The organism is Mammaliicoccus sp. C-M13 (assembly GCF_022386845.1).
GTDB classification, from domain to species: Bacteria; Bacillota; Bacilli; order Staphylococcales; family Staphylococcaceae; genus Mammaliicoccus; species Mammaliicoccus lentus.
This window is the reverse complement of the sequence record NZ_JAJNHQ010000006.1, coordinates 38,087-56,715: the sequence shown is the minus strand read 5'-3', so window position 1 is coordinate 56,715 and position 18,629 is coordinate 38,087. Positions and strand designations below refer to the sequence as shown.

Genomic DNA, 18,629 nt, shown 5'->3' with positions numbered 1-18,629 from the left:
CCATACAAATTTAGTTGGTGTATTTACTTATACAAATGCTATAATTATAGGTAATATAATAAAAGTGGGGATTAATATGCTTAAATACGAACAGATTGCTTCTCGCATCTCATCGCTTATTGAAGATGGACATTACGAAGCTGGGGATAAATTACCGAGCGTCGAAATATTAAAAACAGAATATGATGTAAGTAAAAGTACAATCATTAATGCACTGAAAAATCTAGAAAAAGAAGGCATGATTTATCAAGCTAGAGGAAGCGGCATTTATGTAAGAAATCCAAAGAGAGACGGGTATTTAAACCTGTTTACAGCTGACGGCTTTTCTGATGATTTAAAAGAACATGATGTTACAAGTAAAATCTTAAAAGTCACTGAAGTAAAGCCAGAATCTTATATACAAAATCAGCTAAAAATACCCGAAAATGAAACGGTATATTACGTAGAACGTATAAGATACGTGGATGGAAAAGTATTCTGTATAGAAACTTCATATTTCAATAAAAATGTAGTGCTATATATGAATGAGGAAATTGCAACTGGGTCTATTTTTCATTACATCGAAAATAATCTTAAAGTAAAAGTAGGATTTACAGATATTTATTTTAAAGTAGACAAACTCTCTAAAGACCAAGCAGAAAAATTAGAATTAAGCGAAGGAGAACCATCATTAGAATACACTCAAATATTCTACACAAGCACAGGTGTACCATTCGACTATTCTGACATCACATTCCACTACGAAAACTCAAGATTCTATATACCATCAATAAAATAAAAGTATATTTGCATGAAAAAAGGCTGTGACATAAATAAATGTCTCAGCCTTTTCTCTGATCTTGAATTATTTTTCTGTTGGATTAATGACATCTAGAAATTTGAATTGTCCGTCTTCATATTCAAACTCTAATATGCAACAATTACTAAACTTTATTCTTTGTACTGATTTTATTGGCAACCAGTCTTGTATGAACATAAACATCGCACCACCATGACTTACTGCTAGGATTGTTTCTGCGTCATCAGTGTTCATAACGTTTAATAATGTTTTGCTCATTCTTTTTTGTACATCTACACTTGATTCTCCACCGTATGCTACGAAAAAGTCTCCATATGATGTTTCTCCTTCTTTATGTGGTGGGTTTAACATTTCATTTTCCGCTTCGAATAAGCCGAAGTTCCATTCTTTAAGACCTTTCAATCTCGTGTATGGTCTATTTGGACAAATAATTTCTAGTGTATCTGAAGCTCTTTCTTGAGTAGATGAATATAACGATTGAAATTGAATGTTCTCTTTATCAAAATACTCTTTCGCCATCGTGGCTTGTTCTATTCCTAATTCAGTTAATGGCGAATCACTAGCACCTTGAATTTTATGTTTTTCGTTAAAAAGCGTTTGTCCATGTCGCATTATGTATAATTTTTTTCTCATTTACTACCATCCCTTTGTTTTGTGTTATTTATACCATATGTTAATTAAATTATAACTAAAGTCAAAAGTTTTACATAATTTTATTAATATAATATCGGACGAATCATATTAACCCCTATAAATAAGTAATTAAAATCAACTTTCATGAAATAATATTTAAATAAGTGTAATATCACTGTTTTTCATAAATTAATTCTATTGCTAAAAAAATCTTTTCGAGTATACTATTTATAGTTAGTTTAATTTTTATTACGGGAAGGAAAGATTTTATATGTCACAAGTATTATTTATAACAGCTCATCCACACGATGACACAGTGTCATTCTCAATGGCTACAGCTAAAGCTTTTATTGAAAGTTACAAAGTATCAAATCCAAATGATGAAGTTGTTCACATTGATTTATATAATGAATATATTCCTCAAATTGATGCGGATGTATTTGCTGGTTGGGGGAAACTACAATCGGGTCAAGAATTTGAAGCTTTATCAGAAGGCGAACAAGGGAAAGTTAAACGTCTAGAAGAATTAAGTAACCAGTTCGTGAATGCAGATAAATATGTATTCGTAACACCTTTCTGGAACTTCTCATTCCCTCCAGTAATGAAAGCATATTTAGATTCTGTTTCAGTAGCAGGTAAAACATTTAAATATACTGCTGAAGGTCCTGTTGGTTTATTACCAGATAAAAAAGCATTACATATCCAAGCACGTGGAGGATATTATTCAGAAGGTCCTGCAGCAGAGTTAGAAATGGGTGATCGTTATATCAAACAAATGATGGGCTTCTATGGTATTACTGACGTTGATAGCCTAATCGTTGAAGGACATAATGCTGAACCTAACAAAGCTGAAGAAATTAAAGCTGATGGTATCAAACGTGCTAAAGCTTTAGGTGAAACATTCTAATATAAATAAAATCTCTCTCTCCGTCAGTCTTCTAACTTTCAGATTGGGAGATTTTATTTATATTGTCATTATCTTTGTACGTTTTATAATGAAAGTATACAATTGATGTAAAGTATCATGAATCATATATAAGGGGATGAATGAAATGGATACATCATTTAATACAACTAAGGAATTTGCTAAAGCATTAGACACTGCAGATGTGTTGCATTACTTACGTGATCGTTTTTACATACAACCTAACGAAATTTATATGGATGGAAACTCATTAGGTTTAGCTTCTAAAGATGCGGAAGAAGCCTTGCTCAATGTTCTAGAAGTATGGAAAAAGGAAGGTATCAAAATTTGGAATACAGATGATAGCAAATACTATCATTATTCTAAACATATCGCTTCTTATATGGCGCCTTTAATCGGTGTCGACGCTAATGAAGTTGTTATTGTTGGTAGTACAACTTCTAATATTCACCAAGCGATTAGCACTTTTTATAAACCAACTAAAGATAAATATAAAATATTAGTAGATGACTTAAATTTCCCTACTGACCGTTATGCAGTTGATAGCCAAGTGAAGTTAAAAGGACTTAATCCTGAAGACGCAGTTAAAGTTGTGGAAAGCAGTGATGGTTCTTATATCGATGAAAATGCTTTAATCGACGCTATGACTGACGATGTTGCTCTCATTTTATTACCTACTGTACTTTATCGTAGTGCTCAAGTTTTAGACATGGAAAAAATCACGATGGCAGCAAAAGAACGTAATATTATTATCGGATGGGATTTATGTCATGCAATTGGTGCAATTGATATGGATTTAACACGAGTAGATGCCGACTTTGGTGTTTGGTGTACATACAAATACTTATCAGCTGGTCCAGGCTCAACAGCAGCTTTATATATTAATAAAAAGCATTTCTCAAAAATACCTGGTCTTGCAGGTTGGTTTGGAAATAAAGATGAAACTCAATTCCAGCTTAAACATGAATTTGAACATCAACAAGATGCTTCAGGTTGGCAAATAGGTACACCAAACTTATTCTCCATGGCACCTATTGAGGGTGTTTTGAAAATATTCAATGAAGTTGGCATGCATGATATTCGAACTAAATCGCTACATATCACTTCATATCTTATGTATTTAATAGATGAGAAGTTAACTCAATATGGATATGCAGTTGGAAATTTAAGAGAAGATTATTTACGTGGCGGTCATGTATGCCTTGTACATGATGAAGCTTATCGTATTAGTTTAGCTTTAAAAGACAAAGGCGTGATTCCTGATTTTAGAGAACCTAACGTCATTCGCCTAGCGCCTACTGCACTATATACAAGTTATGAAGAAGTATTAACAGTCGTTGATATTCTAGAAGAAATAGCACAGAAGCAATTATATGAACAATATAGTAATAAGCGCGGGTTAGTCGTATAACAATTTCTATTAATATAAGGAGCAACTGTTTATGTACAAAAAATACGGCGAGATCGTCCGATTTATCATAGTTGGCGGCATTAATACAGTTAACTATTATTGGATTTATTTATTGTTATTAAAAATACTACAATTCAATTATTTATTGAGTCATATTACAGCATTTATATTAAGCTTTATAATTTCATTTTATTTAAATTGTTATTTCGTATATCATGTTGAGCCAACAGTTAAGAAATTTTTACAATTCCCTTTAACTCAAATAGTAAATATGGGATTACAAACTTTATTGTTATACATTTTTGTACAATGGCTACATGTAAGTGAAATATTCGCACCATTCATAGGTCTCGTCATAACTGTTCCTGTAACTTTTATCATTTCAAAATGGATACTAGTAGAAAGAACATAAAATAATTCTTGTATGAGCAAATAAACTAAGAATCGTACTACTTATTGGATTCACTAACAATTTTGTGAAGTGCTGACGCCCAAGGAAATAGTATGCGTGAGAGACTACAGTCTCGAGCTATACCTTAGGCATGCATGCACGAATAAAATCTTTAACTTTCATAAAAAATAAGGCTGGGACATAAATACATGTCTCAGCCTCATTTATGATAATGGCAGTAGCTGACTGGATTGAAAATGCGCTTATATCAAGCTTTTTCCAACCCTAGTCATCCTTGCCGGGGTGGGACTACGAAATCTATTTATTAAAATGAGATTTCTGTCCCACTCCCATTTATTTTGAGTCAGGATTTATAATCCAAACTTGTTAACTTATAGCAACAGCAGTACAAATATTGGTACAACTGCTACGACCACTACACCAACTAATACGAGAGAAATACTGGCCATTGATTCTTCTACTTCTCCTAGTTCTTTCGCAGCAGCAACACCTAATGTATGTCCACTTGTTCCTAATGCTAAACCACGTGCAATTGGATTTGTTATGTTGAATAGTTTCAGCAATTTATTACCTAATGCCATAATAATAACTGCATTTAAAATAACTGCAAGTGATGTTAATTCTTTAATGCCTGAAATACCTTCAGATACTGGTAAAGCAATCGCTGTTGTTGCAGCTTGTGGTAACATTGAAGCGATAATATCATCACCGAATTGGAAAGCTTTCGCAACAATATAGATGATAACTAATGCTGAGACTGTACCTACTGCTATACCTCCCATAATATGATGCCAATGTTTCTTTAATACTTCACGCTTTTTATATAAAGGAATCGCAAAACAAATTGTTGCAGGTTCAAGGAAGAAGTTAATAATATCTCCCCCGATTTTATAATTTTCGTATGGTATGCCTGTAACTTTTAAAAATAGAATGCCTACTACCATACTGAAGAATAAAGGTGCGAATAGGAAAAATCCATTTGTTTTTTTAAATAATAGTGTTCCTAATAAAAATACGACAACTGATAAACCTATTCCGAAATATGGTGTATTTACGCCTAAATGTTCCATCATGCGTAATCACCTGCCACTCTTTTACGTTTAATATTTTTAGTTTGTTTAGCAGTTTTTTCACTTGGTTTCATAATAAGTTGTGAAAATATTCCTGTACAAACAAGTAATAAAATCGTGGAAATGATTATTAATAAAATAATTAAAATTGGACTTGAACTTAAAACACCCAGTGAATTAATAACGGAAATACCTGCTGGTACGAATAAAAACCCTATATTATTCGTTAACGCTGTACCAACCGCTTCTACTTGTTCTAATTTCACAATTCCCGTAGTAAGTGCAACAAACATCAATACTAACCCGATTACTGATGCTGGCATTGGTATAGGCATAAAGCTTTCTATAATATGTGATATCAATAATATGATTGATATCGTTAATACTTGTTGAAAGAAGTTATTAACTTGTTTCATAACGACAACCTCCTGTATTTATCTCTTAAGGTTATCTTAATATGAAAACCATTAAATAAAGCGTTTTCATTCCGAGATGCAATATTTAATATGTGAGTTACAATAAGTTGATGTCCAAATTACACCAATCCAATTTCCGCTTTAAACAACTTCATATATGATCGGCTTACTTGTAATTTTATACCATCTGTTAACGTCACTTGGTATGTGGAATTAAACCAATGTTCTACTGACTGAATATGCTTTTTATTGATAATACTAGCACGGTGGATACGGATAAATTTGGCATGGCTCAGTTTCTTTTCATAATAACTGAGTGGTTCGTTTGTTTCATATTTTGTTTCTGTCGTGTTAATTGTTGTAACACCTTGATTGACGGATATCGCTATAATATCTTCTATATTTAAAATGTAAATACGATCATTAATTTCAATAGGTAACACTTCAGTTCCGTCATGATTGGATTGTTCAACTACTGATTGTTGTTCACTACTAGTTAATTTATTTACAGCTTGTTCAATACGTGCTTTTTCAAAAGGCTTTAATATATAATCAGTAGCTTCTAATTCAAATGCCTGTACAGCAAAAGTATCATGGGCTGTTGCAAATATAATATGTGGAACATGTTTCATTTTATTAATTTTTTTAGCTAAATCTAGTCCGCTTTCTTCCATTAAATTAATATCTAAAAATATCACATCAAAATCATTTGATAATAAATGCTCTAATGTTTCTTCAACATTTTCTGCTTCTTTAATATCACTAAATGACCCAATTTGATTAAGTAAATATTTTAATTCATTACGTGCTAATGGTTCATCATCTACAATTAATGCTTGCATTACATATCCTCCTCTATATGTTTATACGGTATTTCAGTTTGGACTTCGGTGCCTAAATGACTAGTATGAATGCTAAGTTCTGCTGTTGGACCAAATAAACCGATTAGCCTTCTATTTAAATTTTCAAGTGCACTACCTGTTCCCGACTGTGATTCTACAATTACTTTACCGATTGTCCCCAACTTTTCTTCAGGAATGCCTTGACCATTATCTTTCACTGATAATTTAATTTTATGTTGTTCACTCGTGACTTCTACCCATATTCGATTGTCATCTTTTCTATTTGTAAAAGCATGCTTAATTGCATTCTCTACAAGAATTTGAATTACGAATGGTGGTATAAGTGCTGATTCATATTGCTCAGGAATATCACATTCAATAATAAAATGATCTGGATACCTTGCTTGTTCCAATGCAATATACGCTCTAACTTGCTCAAGTTCTTTAGAAATTGTAATTGTGTTATTTCTAGTACCTTGCAAATTAGAACGGAAAAACTGACTCATTTGTAATAATAGTTGTCTTGCTTTTTCATGATCAATTCTAACTAATGCAGAAATTGTATTCATAGCATTAAAGAAGAAATGTGGATTCACTTGTGCTTGTAAAGACTTGATTTCAGCGTCTTGAAGTAACTGTCTTTGTGTTTCAACAGCACCAAGCTCTAATTGGCTCGAGAATATTTTCGCTAATCCTTCAGCTAAACGTTTCTCAACGAATGTTAAATCATGATAATCAGTAAAATAAAGTTTAAGTGTTCCTACGATATCTCCTTGTATATATAGAGGTATTACGATTGCCGCTTCCAGTGGACAGTTAGGATGTTGGCACCCTATCTCTTTACTAGAATATACTTCTTTTTGTTGACCGGTATCAATTACGGCTTTAGACAAATCTGTAATGATTGTTTTATCTGGAGTGTGGTGATCACTAGCAATCCCTACATGCGCTAAAATATGTGTTTTATTTGTAATAGCTACAGCTGAAACTTTCATTAAATCTTTAATCACTTTAGCAGATTCGTTTGCTGAAGACTCTGTTAACCCCTCTTTAAAGTAAGGCAAGGTTTGATTGACGAGTTTCAATACATCTTGCGTTTGAATAGCTCTCATTTGCTCTTCTTGTTTTACAGTTGAAACAATAATGGACATAAATATTGCTGTTCCCAGTCCATTAATAATAATCATAGGTAATGCTATCAATTGAACAAGTTCTAGTGCATCTGCTTTTTGTGAGGAAAACACAAGAATACATATCATTTGAATAACTTCTGTAGATGCACCGATTAAAGCACTTTGTTTCACAGATAAATACCCTTTAGATTTCATCGCTCTTTGGCCGAAATAACCAGCCACTAAACCAATAACTATAGATGAAATTAAATAAGTGTATGCATCTGCTCCGCCAATGTAAACTCTAAATATACCTGATAATACACCTACAAATAAACCGACGAATGGTCCGCCGATCATACCTGCCACACCTATCGTTAATACACGTGTATTCGCCAGTGAAACTTCTGGTCCTAGATGAAGGTAAATCATGCTTGAAACCACTTCACCATTATTAATAGCTACACCTGTAAAGTTAGATAACAAGGCAAATGAAGAAAATACTATGATAAGTCTCCATTTAACGTACCATTGTTCACGCTCTCCCATCATATTTTTAAAATATGATGTATTCATTAAGATGTAAGCGACAAGTATAATGAGCCCTACTCTTTCTAGTAATAATACAAATAAATTTAACATAATAGCACCCTATATTTTTATTTTTAATTTAGTTTCTCATCCTCAAACATTTTACCATATGTCATTCATCTCAATCATATAAAGAGAAAATGTTATAATATGATATACAAGACATTTAAGATTCAAGGGGGATTTAGTGATGGATTTACAAAATGCTTTACCGAATGAAATAAGAGGTTTAATAAGACGTGGTGAATTAGAAATGCCTACTAGCGGGATGGCTAAAGGTTATGTACAAGCAAATGTCGTCATTTTACCATCAAAGTACGCCTATGACTTTTTGAAGTTTTGTTTTAGAAATCCTAAGACATGTCCGTTATTAGATGTTTCAGAAGAAGGTTCAACTTCATTTAAAAAATACGGTAAAGATGCTGATATTAGAACTGATGTAGGGTTATATAGAATGTATAAAGATGGTGTGTTAGTTGATACATATCAAGATATTAGGAACTTATATACAGAAGATATGGTGAGTTTCTTAATAGGATGTAGCTTTACGTTCGAACACGCTTTAATAGAAGCAGGCATTCCAATGAGACACATCGTAGAAAAACATAATGTACCCATGTATATTACAAATATTCCGGCGTCAACAAGCGGTGTTTTCAAAGGTAATATAACTGTGAGTATGCGACCAATGACAATGGCAGATGCGATTAAAGCAACAGAAATCACAACGCAATTTAAAGATGTTCACGGCACACCTATTCACATAGGAAAGCCTAGTGAAATTGAGATACAAGATATCAACACCCCAGACTTTGGTGACCCTGTAACAATTAAAAATAATGAGGTCCCTGTATTTTGGGGATGTGGCGTTACACCTCAATCTGTCGCACTTCAAGCTAAACCAGAAATTATGATTACACATGCCCCAGGACATATGTTTATAACTGATATTAAAGACAGCGAAATGAGCAATTCATAAATTTTTTTGAAATAAGAAGGGAGCGGAACTACCAGCCTGAGACCTTTATTTATGCCCCACATTGGTAGTACCACTCCGGCAATTGTTATTGTTTTTACAATTCTGTTCTAAGTTCCCAAAGTTCTGGAAAGAAGCTATGATCTATAACACGTTTTAAATAATTTACACCAGAGCTGCCACCAGTTCCTACTTTAAATCCTATAATTCTCTGCACAGTTTTCATATGACGGAATCGCCATTGACTATATCTATCCTCAACATCCGTTAATTTCTCTAGTAATTCATATAACTCAAAATATGTTTCTGCATTTAAATATATTTCTTTAAACGCTTCTTTCACTGATTCATTAGAAACATGATTGTCTGTCACTTTCCTATTTAATACTGATTCATCAATCTTAAAACCAGCCCTGTTTATAGCTTTAATCGTTTCATCGTATATACTTGGTTTTTCAAGCTGCGTTTTTAACAAATTATATATGTTAGCATCTTTTTCATATATTTTAAGCGCATGTGTCGTTTTATACCCGAGGCTATATTCAAGCATTCTATTTTGGTAAGATTGGAATCCTGAAGAACTACCTAAATCATCTCTAAACGTTAAATAATCACTCGGTGTCATCGTAGATAATACTTCCCATACTTGAATGAGTTGTTTTTGTATATTTCCTACTCGTGCTAACTTTTTAAACGCTTGTTTAAATTGATCATTTTTAACGTCATCACATGCAGAATTAATTTCATGAATTATGAGATTCATCCATAATTCTGAAACTTGATGAACGATAATAAACAATTTTTCGTCATGACTATCTGTTAATGTATGTTGTGCTGATAAAACTTTATCTAAACCTAAATATTCACTATAAGTCATATCTTCTGTAAAATCTGTCTTTACACTTTCCCCTTTGATTGAATCATCTTGAAAATTATTCATCCCTATTCCCCTTTCTTTTCAATAACTGCTCTAATCGGCGAACCATCTGCTCCCATTAAATTAAGTGGTAAACCTATAAAATGATAATAGCCAGCTGATACTTCTTCTAATAATAAATTTTCAATATTGATAATATCGTATTTATTAAAAGCGTGATGATTATCTAATTTTTTAGAATCTATATCATCTACTGAAGGAACATCTATACCAAACACTTTAATACCAATACTTGATAAATAAGCAATTGCATCTTCCGTTAGTACAGGTACATTTTCAGGAAAAATATTTGATTTCGCTTCATGTTTTGTTTTAATCATGATAATAGTCCCTTTAATGTCAAACTGTTCAAGTATTTCCCGAGAAATTAAATTCTCTTCAAAAACTTCTATCAATGTTGCCTCGCCTATTAATCGATTTACATCAATTTGATCTATCGTTATACCTTCATCATCAAAATGAAATGGTGCATCCATATGTGTTCCAATATGAGTACTTGTAGAAATACTCCCTATATTTACCGAGCCCGTTTCTGATTTAGTAGCAGACAATTCAAAATTAAAAGGCTCATCCCCCGGCCAGTGTGCAATTTCGTTTGATAGTTTTTGCGTAATATCAATCCACATACATATACTCCTTTACTTTGTAATCGCTAACATTATTTTATGATATAACTTCATTGTACATCAATTTAAGCAGAAGTTTTTGTTTTAAACATAAAAGGGTACAATTATATTGAGGTGAAATTTATGTCTTATATTCGTGTGCATGGTGCAAAACAAAATAATTTAAAAAACATAAATGTCGATATTCCTAAACATAAATTAACAGTGTTTACTGGTCGTTCAGGTTCAGGTAAGTCTTCTCTAGTCTTTAGCACATTAGCTGCTGAGTCTGAAAGGCTATTAAATGAAACATATTCAAGTTATATACAAAATCAATTAACACAATATGAAAAACCTGATGTTGATCAAATAGAACACTTGCCAGTAGCAATGGTCATTAATCAAAAAAGATTAGGCGGTAATTCTCGTTCAACAGTCGGTACTATATCAGATATTTATGCTTCTGTTAGATTGTTATGGTCAAGAATTGGTGAGCCATTTGTTGGCTATTCAAGTGTATTTTCATTCAATAACCCGAGTGGTATGTGTCCCACTTGCCAAGGACTAGGATATGTTGAAGATATAGATTTAAATGAACTACTGGATTATGACAAGTCATTAAATGAAGACGCTATTAAGTTCCCATCATTTCGTCCGGATAGCTGGAGAGGTAAACGTTATTTATACAGTGGTCTATTCGATAACGATAAAAAGCTAAAAGATTATACAAAAGAAGAAATGGATACATTTTTATATACAAAACCTAAAAAATTAAAAAATCCACCTGATAATTGGCCAAAAACTGCCAAATTCGAAGGTTTAATACACCGTTTTAGACGTTCATTTTTATTAAATGATAATTTTGAGAAAAAACGCTTTTTAGAAGATGTGAACAGGGTTGTTACAACACATAAATGCCCTACTTGTGATGGTAAACGTCTTAATAAAAAAGTGTTAAGCTGTAAAATTAACAACTTAGGCATTACAGACTTCACAGCATTACCGATAGATGAAGCTATTACATTCCTTGAAAATATTCAAGATAAAAAAGCTAACTACATCATTAAACCATTGCGTGAACAGTTACAAGCTTTGTCATACGTTGGACTTAATTATTTAACACTAGACCGTCAAACACCTTCTCTTTCAGGAGGAGAGTCACAAAGAATTAAATTAATCCGTCATCTAAACAGTCCTTTAACTGATTTAGTATATATTATCGACGAACCAAGTGTAGGACTTCACCCTGAAGATATTGAAAAAATTAACGACATTATGAAATCAATTAGAGATAAAGGCAATACTGTATTAGTAGTCGAGCATGATCCAGATGTCATTCGTATCGCTGATCATGTAATTGATATCGGTCCAGAAGCTGGAAAGCACGGTGGCGAAATTACATTCACCGGTACATATCAAGAACTGCTTGATACACATACTGCAACAGGTAAAGCTCTGAACCGATCTCATCATATTAAAAAGAACATTCGACAACCAGAAAACTTTCTCCATCTAAAAAACATTAATAACAATAACTTAAAAAATGTATCTATAGATATTCCTAAAAACATTTTATCTGTATTAACAGGTGTTGCAGGTTCAGGTAAAAGTTCTTTGCTAAAAGCTGGACTTTATAATCGTAGCGATACAACTTTTATAGATCAAAAACCTGTTCATGCATCAAACCGTTCTAATTTATTAACTTACATGGATTTATTTGATGAAGTCCGTGAGTTTTATAGTAATGAAACTGGATTGAAAAAGAGCATGTTTAGCTATAATTCAGAAGGTGCATGTCCCGAATGTAATGGTAAAGGCGTCATCAAGACAGAACTAGCTTTTATGCCTGACTTTTCACAAATTTGCGAAGTATGTAAAGGTACACGATATAGACCTGAAGTGTTAGCAGCAAAAGTAAATGGATATTCAATAGCCGATGTATTAGCTTTAACAGTTGAAGAAGGTATTGATATGTTCAGTCATAATCACAAGATTTATAGTCGCTTAAACCATTTACAGGCAACAGGACTACATTATATGACTTTAGGACAATCACTCGATACACTATCAGGTGGTGAAATACAAAGAGTTAAGTTAAGTAGATACCTTGATCAATCAGCAACTGATGAAATATTCGTATTCGATGAACCAACAACAGGATTGCATGAAGACGATATACCAACACTGTTGTCATGCTTCGAACAATTGATAGAACAAGGTAATACAGTTATCATCATAGAACATAACTTAACTATGATGACCCATGCGGACTGGATTATCGATGTAGGACCAGGAGCCGGCATGAACGGAGGACATATATTATATAGTGGACCACCACAAGGTATATTAGATATAGACAATTCATTTACAGCAAAACATTTAAAACGATATATAGATTAAAGAAGGTTAAAAAGCTGAGACATTTATTGATGTCTCAGCTTTTGTTGTTTTGAGCGCGAAGAAAAAGGTACTCTATTTGGATTATTGTCTTAGTTAATCCAAATAAATGGCTTTTATTGGATTTTCGGCTTAGTTAATCCAACTAAATTGGCTCTTATTGGATTTTTGGCTTAGTTAATCCAACTAAATGGCTCTTATTGGATTTTCGGCTTAGTTAATCCAACTAAATTGGCTCTTATTGGATTTTTGGCTTAGTTAATCCAATAAAATGGCTCTTATTGGATTATTGGCTTAGTTAATCCAACTAAATGGCTCTTATTGGATTCTTGGCTTAGTTAATCCAAAAAAAGTATAATCTCTAGCTTTTATATATTCTTGCCAAAAAGGAGTCGACAGAAATCTCATTTTCCTAATAAAATTTCTGTCTCTCTTCCTTCTTAATTTTCCATAGTCATTCTATTCACTTGAATATACCTAGTAAATATATAACGAACTAGTGGGCCCATAACAATAATTTGTAATGGTAATGCTACGATTAAATTTTTACCAAATATCGAAAGATAGTCTATAATCATTGAATTCGAAGTATATCCAATATGAATGTAAGTAGAAACTAAGCCGTAAATAGACATTAAAAATGCCATTCCTAATACCATACATATGGATATTGCTAAGACTGTATAGATTTTCTTGTTTGTATTTGCTGTTAATTTAAATGCTATCTTTTTAGCGTTAGGTCCTACAATAAACATATCTAATATAAAGGCAATAACAAATCCTATTGCAAAATCAGATATGCCTTCTATAAAAGTAATTTCCCCTATTGTTCCATTAATATAAAGATTATATATACTCATTACTAATACCATACCAAAACACATTATCAAGCCGAATTGTATATTTTCTTTTCTAGTTGTTGGCAATTTTATCATCCTTTTCTATTTATATCTTTATAGTATAGAGAGAATAAAATTTGCTCGTAAGTGAACTTTTTGTGAACATTTTTTAAAACTTAAACCCCCTCACTAGTTATATTAGTGAGGGGGTTAAGATTTCAATAGATTTAATTTTTATAAAGGTAACGATTGGTTATTTAATTCTAATACAACTTCATCTTTAATTGTGCATCCTTCTTCTAAAAGTTGTGTAATTTTATTGTCAAACTGTGGTAAGTACTCTTTATGTGCTATTAATAGTTCGTCTAGAACGCGCTTAGCTGTTTCTCCACTTGGTATAAGTGGATTTATAGTAAATGCTTGTAGCGCTAAGCCATAATCTCCTGTTACTGCCGCTTCTTCTACAGTTAACTCCATATTCTTCATTAACTGTAACCAACCTTTTTCTGCTGGTTTGAATGTTCCAAATGCTATAGGACGTGCACCTTCTGCTCCAATATAAGCTGAAACTTCTACCACGTCTTCTGGTGATAAATCTGGTACAGATCCTTGGTTTTTAGTAGAAACAACAATATGTGTATTTTTATTAGCATAGATAGATGCAATCGTTTCACACGCTGCTTCTGAATAATAAGCGCCACCACGTTGTTCTAACTGTTCTGGTTTGTGATCTAAGTTAACATCTTTATATAATTCGAATAATTCTTTTTCACTCTTTTTAACTTGCTGTGCTCGCGTTCCTACATTCTCATCATTGTATTCTTCTAGCATATTCTCAAGCATTTCTTCAGTTCTATAATAGTAGCGATGGTACCCACAAGGAATCATATTCATTTGTTTAAGTTGCTCTTTGAAGAATGGTATATCATGAATATTTGCTGGAATTCCTGAATCATTACTAAACATTTTATCAATAATTTCAGAAGTTACATCAACACCTTTAGTATCTTTTACGCGGTGCCAATGAAAATGATTTAAACCGGCAAACGAATAAATTAGTTCATTTATATCTTTTCCTAATAATTCAGGTTCAGCCATCATAGCACCTACTGGAACGTTACATAAGCCAATAACTTTTTCCCAGCCACCGTAACGAATAATTGAGTCAGTTACCATACCGCTTGGGTTCGCAAAATTAATTAACCATGCATTAGGACAAAGTGTTTTCATGTCCTCTACAACATCTAAAATAATTGGAATTGTACGGAATGCTTTAAAAATACCACCAGCACCATTCGTTTCTTGACCTACCATGCCGTAAGATAATGGTATTCTTTCATCTTTCACACGAGCGTCTAATCCACCCACTCTAAATTGTGTCGTTACAAAATCAGCATCTTTCAAAGCTTCTTTACGGTCGACTGTTAAATGAACTTTAACATCGTAAGGAGATGCATCCCACATTCTTTGAGCCATTTTACCTACAATTTCTAATTTTTCTTTACCTGATTCTATATCTACTAGCCAAATTTCTCTTATTGGAAGCTCTTCGTACCTTTTAATAAAACCTTCCATCAATTCTGGAGTATAACTACTTCCTCCACCTATTGTTACAATTTTTACACCTTTAACCATTGGAAAATCCCCCTTTACCTCAATAATAGATTCCTTTTAAAAATGTACAAGGCCTTAGCACGAATCAACTTTATGATTTACAATATTTTAAGAATTTTTAATTATTTTTGTAAATGTTGTTTACAAAAGCTATAATTAATTTGGTGATAAATATGCTATTAAGCGAGAAAATGAAAGAACAAGAACGTTTTTCTATTTCCGAAAGAACAGTTATTAGTTACATATTTAAAAATTGGGATGAAATACAAGATCAAACAGCAAAGCAAATTGCAGAAGAAGCCTATACTCACCCTTCCATATTAACGAGAATTGCTAAGAAACTAGGATATTCAGGTTGGGTTGATTTAAAAGAAGCTTTTGTTAAAGAAATGTATTACTTAAATAATAATTTTCACAATGTCGATGCTAACTTTCCATTTGATGAAACAGATAACTTCATGACAATTTCAAACAAGTTAGCCACTTTAAATGAAATGACAATAGAAGACACGTTGTCGTTAATCGACTATAATGCATTAAAAAAAGCAGTTGAATATTTAAATACAGCATCAGAAATTAAGATATTTTCATTAGAAAATAACCTTCAACTTTGTTATGCTTTCAAATCTCATATGATGAGAATCGGTAAAAAAGTTACGCTATGCACCTTTGACCAAGGTTACGAAGCATCAACCTGTTCGGAAGATACTTGCGTTATTATCATTTCTTACACAGGTGAAACTACAAATATTCTTAAACTGTTACCAATGATAAGAAAAAAGAAAGCAACTATCATATCGCTAACAAGTATAGGCGATAATACATTGGTTAAACAATCCGACTATCTATTCAGAATAACAACACGAGAAAAACTATATTCGAAAATTGGTAACTTCACATTAAATAACTCTATTACTTTCCTATTAGACATCTTTTACAGTTGTATCTTTTCAGAAGCATACAAAGATAATATTGAGTTCAAAGTAAATATATCTAAATATTATGATAGTAGAAAAAGTTCAAATAAAGTAATGAGAGAAGAAGAATGAATATGAGAATACGAAAAAAGTGGAACAGAAATCTTATTTTTTCTAATAAGGTTTCTGTTCCACTTCTTTCTAGTTTATAAAAATTATTTTTCCACATCTAAAAAGAATTGTGTCATTTTTTACGCACCATTTTCCGAGAAAAATATGTCTAAGTTATCTTGTGACTCTTTCGCATGAATTTTTGTAATTTCGAACATTTGTTGTTCATAAACTTTTAATACTTCAGTAAGATTATTAAAGTTTTTAAATGATTCTGCTAAAAGGTAAGCATCATACAAAGCCATATTTACACCTTCACCAGCGAATGGACTCATAAGATGCGCAGCATCACCAATGATTGTAATATTTGGTTGTGTTGCCCAAGTTAAACCAATAGGAAGTTTATAAATTCTACGGAATTTAATATCATCATAACTATATGCAATATAATTTTTAAGCTCTGAATCCCAGTCACTATATTCAGCTAACAATCTTTCTTTTAATGTGTCCAATGAAAGATTACGATATTCATCAAGTTTTTCATATTTGGTTTTGAAGCTGATGTATGCCATTATACGTCCGTCTCCATTACGTTGACCTAATATAGCTTGATCGCCACCTAAGCCAATTAGCTTACCATTTTTATTGAACTTAAGAAGATCTGGGTGTTCATTCTCATCAGAATTCATCTCAATCATAGAAATACCAGTATACTCAGGTTTAGCATTTGTTAAATGAGAGCGTATCTGAGAAAATGCACCATCTGCACCAATTACTAAATCTGTCATAACAGTTGTACCATTTTCAAATACTAGCTCAACTTCCCCATTATCTCGCTGTATCAGCTTTTCAAACTTAAAACCATATTTAATATTTTCCGGATGAATTTGTTCCATTATAATATCACATAATTTCCCACGATCGATTTCAGGCCTATTACCCTCACCTTCTGCATCTTCATCGTATAAAATTTCTCCGTCTTTATTTACAATACGTGTATCTTCACCTTCGTAACGCGCGTGCTTACGAAAATTCTCGAAAATACCAGCCTCTTTCAAAGGTAACTGTCCACTGTCATCATGAATATCTAGTGAACCACCTCCGTCACTATGCATATTTTGATAGCCACGTTCGTAAATAGTGAAAGAGAAACCTTGCCGCTGTAATAGTAGCCCTAGCATTAATCCACCTGGACCACCACCTACAATTGCTATATGTTTTAAATCTTGTTTCTTCATTATTAGTCATTCTTCTTTCAAGTTTTATTTTTCTTCCCTGAATTGTTGAAGTTTTTCTTTAGTTTCCTTAATTAATTGTTGAAACTGTTCATATTTTTTTTCATCTTGCATTGAGATTTTACCTGCCTACATAAATGATTTGAAAAGTTCTTGTAATTCACTTCTAGATTCTTTCATTTTTCCCATATCCATACTTTGGAATTGTTCCATACGTTTTGTAAATTCATCATTGTTTCCGTTCTCTTCTAAAAACTGCTTTCCTTCATCAGTAATCGTATAAACTTTTTTCTTGCCATCTTTAGAAATTGACACAAACTCACGATCTTCTAACATTTGTAAAATCGGATAAACACTGCCAGGACTCGCCGAATAGAAACCTTTAAATTTCGCTTCGAGGTCCTTAATAATTTGGTAGCCATGTTTCGGTTCTTCTAATAACAGATGTAATATAATGAACTGTAAATTGCCTTTTTTGAAAAATCTTTCATTACCTCTTGCAGCAGCGAACATTTTTTCAAAACCATCAAAGCCACGAGAGAAACCTCCGTCATCATGTTGCATCATTGCAAGTCTTCTACTGTGAAATTGTCTGTTGAACATTATTATCACCTTTCCCTTTTCGATATATCGTTATATTAACCGATATATCGTAATTTGATTAAAATAATTGGATTTTTATAATTGCACTTAACAAAAACATCAATAACTAGCTGATATAGCTATAAACAGATGTAATAAGAAAATATTTTGGTATAATTGAACCAACTACTTTATAAACTGTTAT

Annotated in this window: 17 protein-coding genes and 1 pseudogene; 7 read left to right on the top strand and 11 right to left on the bottom strand. The window is 32.4% G+C overall.

Annotated elements, in window-relative coordinates; translation table 11 throughout:
• Window positions 1–76: 76 nt before the first annotated feature.
• Window positions 77–778 carry a GntR family transcriptional regulator gene (locus LQ615_RS06130; RefSeq protein WP_064204645.1) on the top strand — a complete coding sequence of 234 codons (702 nt, stop codon included), beginning with the start codon at window positions 77–79 and terminating at the stop codon, window positions 776–778.
• A 66-nt stretch (window positions 779–844) separates the two neighbouring features.
• On the opposite strand, the gene LQ615_RS06125 is transcribed toward LQ615_RS06130, so the two are convergent.
• On the bottom strand, window positions 845–1,432 hold the full coding sequence (locus LQ615_RS06125; protein WP_064211609.1) for a histidine phosphatase family protein: 588 nt from the start codon (window positions 1,430–1,432) through the stop codon (window positions 845–847).
• Between the two features lie 271 nt (window positions 1,433–1,703).
• Between LQ615_RS06125 and LQ615_RS06120 the strand changes: the two genes are divergently transcribed.
• The 3 genes from LQ615_RS06120 (at window position 1,704) to LQ615_RS06110 (ending at window position 4,180) form a co-directional block, all read left to right on the top strand.
• Complete coding sequence (locus LQ615_RS06120; RefSeq protein WP_064211608.1) at window positions 1,704–2,339, top strand: FMN-dependent NADH-azoreductase; 636 nt, start codon at window positions 1,704–1,706, stop codon at window positions 2,337–2,339.
• Window positions 2,340–2,484: 145 nt separating this feature from the next.
• On the top strand, window positions 2,485–3,768 hold the full coding sequence (kynU, locus tag LQ615_RS06115) for a kynureninase (RefSeq protein ID WP_218729581.1): 1,284 nt from the start codon (window positions 2,485–2,487) through the stop codon (window positions 3,766–3,768).
• Window positions 3,769–3,799: 31 nt separating this feature from the next.
• The gene (locus tag LQ615_RS06110) at window positions 3,800–4,180 is read left to right on the top strand and encodes a GtrA family protein (protein WP_016999547.1); all 381 of its coding nucleotides are present in this window, start codon (window positions 3,800–3,802) and stop codon (window positions 4,178–4,180) included.
• Between the two features lie 371 nt (window positions 4,181–4,551).
• Here the strand turns inward: LQ615_RS06110 and lrgB are convergent, their stop codons facing one another.
• The 4 genes from lrgB to LQ615_RS06090 form a co-directional block, all read right to left on the bottom strand.
• The gene (lrgB, locus tag LQ615_RS06105) at window positions 4,552–5,253 is read right to left on the bottom strand and encodes an antiholin-like protein LrgB (RefSeq protein ID WP_017001191.1); all 702 of its coding nucleotides are present in this window, start codon (window positions 5,251–5,253) and stop codon (window positions 4,552–4,554) included.
• Window positions 5,250–5,666, bottom strand: a complete 417-nt coding sequence (gene lrgA, locus LQ615_RS06100; RefSeq protein WP_017001192.1) for an antiholin-like murein hydrolase modulator LrgA — start codon at window positions 5,664–5,666, stop codon at window positions 5,250–5,252. Before lrgA ends, lrgB begins: the two co-directional genes overlap by 4 nt.
• A gap of 119 nt (window positions 5,667–5,785) precedes the next feature.
• The gene (locus tag LQ615_RS06095) at window positions 5,786–6,508 is read right to left on the bottom strand and encodes a response regulator transcription factor LytR (protein ID WP_218729582.1); all 723 of its coding nucleotides are present in this window, start codon (window positions 6,506–6,508) and stop codon (window positions 5,786–5,788) included.
• The gene (locus LQ615_RS06090; protein ID WP_218729583.1) at window positions 6,508–8,262 is read right to left on the bottom strand and encodes a sensor histidine kinase; all 1,755 of its coding nucleotides are present in this window, start codon (window positions 8,260–8,262) and stop codon (window positions 6,508–6,510) included. The genes LQ615_RS06095 and LQ615_RS06090 overlap by 1 nt, the downstream gene beginning before the upstream one ends.
• A gap of 139 nt (window positions 8,263–8,401) precedes the next feature.
• Here LQ615_RS06090 and LQ615_RS06085 point away from each other — a divergent pair, with 139 nt between their 5' ends.
• Entirely contained in the window at window positions 8,402–9,190 is a 789-nt protein-coding gene (locus LQ615_RS06085) for a putative hydro-lyase (protein WP_218729584.1), read from the top strand.
• Window positions 9,191–9,284: 94 nt separating this feature from the next.
• Here the strand turns inward: LQ615_RS06085 and LQ615_RS06080 are convergent, their stop codons facing one another.
• Window positions 9,285–10,127 carry a tryptophan 2,3-dioxygenase gene (locus LQ615_RS06080; RefSeq protein ID WP_064204640.1) on the bottom strand — a complete coding sequence of 281 codons (843 nt, stop codon included), beginning with the start codon at window positions 10,125–10,127 and terminating at the stop codon, window positions 9,285–9,287.
• 2 nt (window positions 10,128–10,129) lie between these two features.
• Window positions 10,130–10,750, bottom strand: a complete 621-nt coding sequence (locus tag LQ615_RS06075) for a cyclase family protein (RefSeq protein WP_218729585.1) — start codon at window positions 10,748–10,750, stop codon at window positions 10,130–10,132.
• Between the two features lie 123 nt (window positions 10,751–10,873).
• Between LQ615_RS06075 and LQ615_RS06070 the strand changes: the two genes are divergently transcribed.
• Window positions 10,874–13,129 (top strand): ATP-binding cassette domain-containing protein, encoded by a 2,256-nt coding sequence (locus tag LQ615_RS06070; RefSeq protein ID WP_239703919.1) that lies wholly within the window; start codon window positions 10,874–10,876, stop codon window positions 13,127–13,129.
• Between the two features lie 437 nt (window positions 13,130–13,566).
• Here the strand turns inward: LQ615_RS06070 and LQ615_RS06065 are convergent, their stop codons facing one another.
• A complete protein-coding gene (locus LQ615_RS06065; protein WP_306299592.1) occupies window positions 13,567–14,061 on the bottom strand; it encodes a DUF2798 domain-containing protein in 495 nt (164 codons plus the stop codon).
• 138 nt (window positions 14,062–14,199) lie between these two features.
• Window positions 14,200–15,600, bottom strand: a complete 1,401-nt coding sequence (locus tag LQ615_RS06060) for a 6-phospho-beta-glucosidase (protein ID WP_103269177.1) — start codon at window positions 15,598–15,600, stop codon at window positions 14,200–14,202.
• Between the two features lie 152 nt (window positions 15,601–15,752).
• Here LQ615_RS06060 and LQ615_RS06055 point away from each other — a divergent pair, with 152 nt between their 5' ends.
• Window positions 15,753–16,628: a MurR/RpiR family transcriptional regulator gene (locus LQ615_RS06055; protein WP_017000217.1), complete on the top strand. Its 876-nt coding sequence runs from the start codon at window positions 15,753–15,755 to the stop codon at window positions 16,626–16,628.
• Between the two features lie 119 nt (window positions 16,629–16,747).
• Here the strand turns inward: LQ615_RS06055 and LQ615_RS06050 are convergent, their stop codons facing one another.
• Both LQ615_RS06050 and LQ615_RS06045 read right to left on the bottom strand, forming a co-directional pair.
• Window positions 16,748–17,845, bottom strand: a complete 1,098-nt coding sequence (locus tag LQ615_RS06050; RefSeq protein ID WP_239703920.1) for an FAD-dependent oxidoreductase — start codon at window positions 17,843–17,845, stop codon at window positions 16,748–16,750.
• A gap of 24 nt (window positions 17,846–17,869) precedes the next feature.
• Window positions 17,870–18,445, bottom strand: a pseudogene (locus tag LQ615_RS06045) (PadR family transcriptional regulator).
• Between the last annotated feature and the right edge of the window lie 184 nt (window positions 18,446–18,629).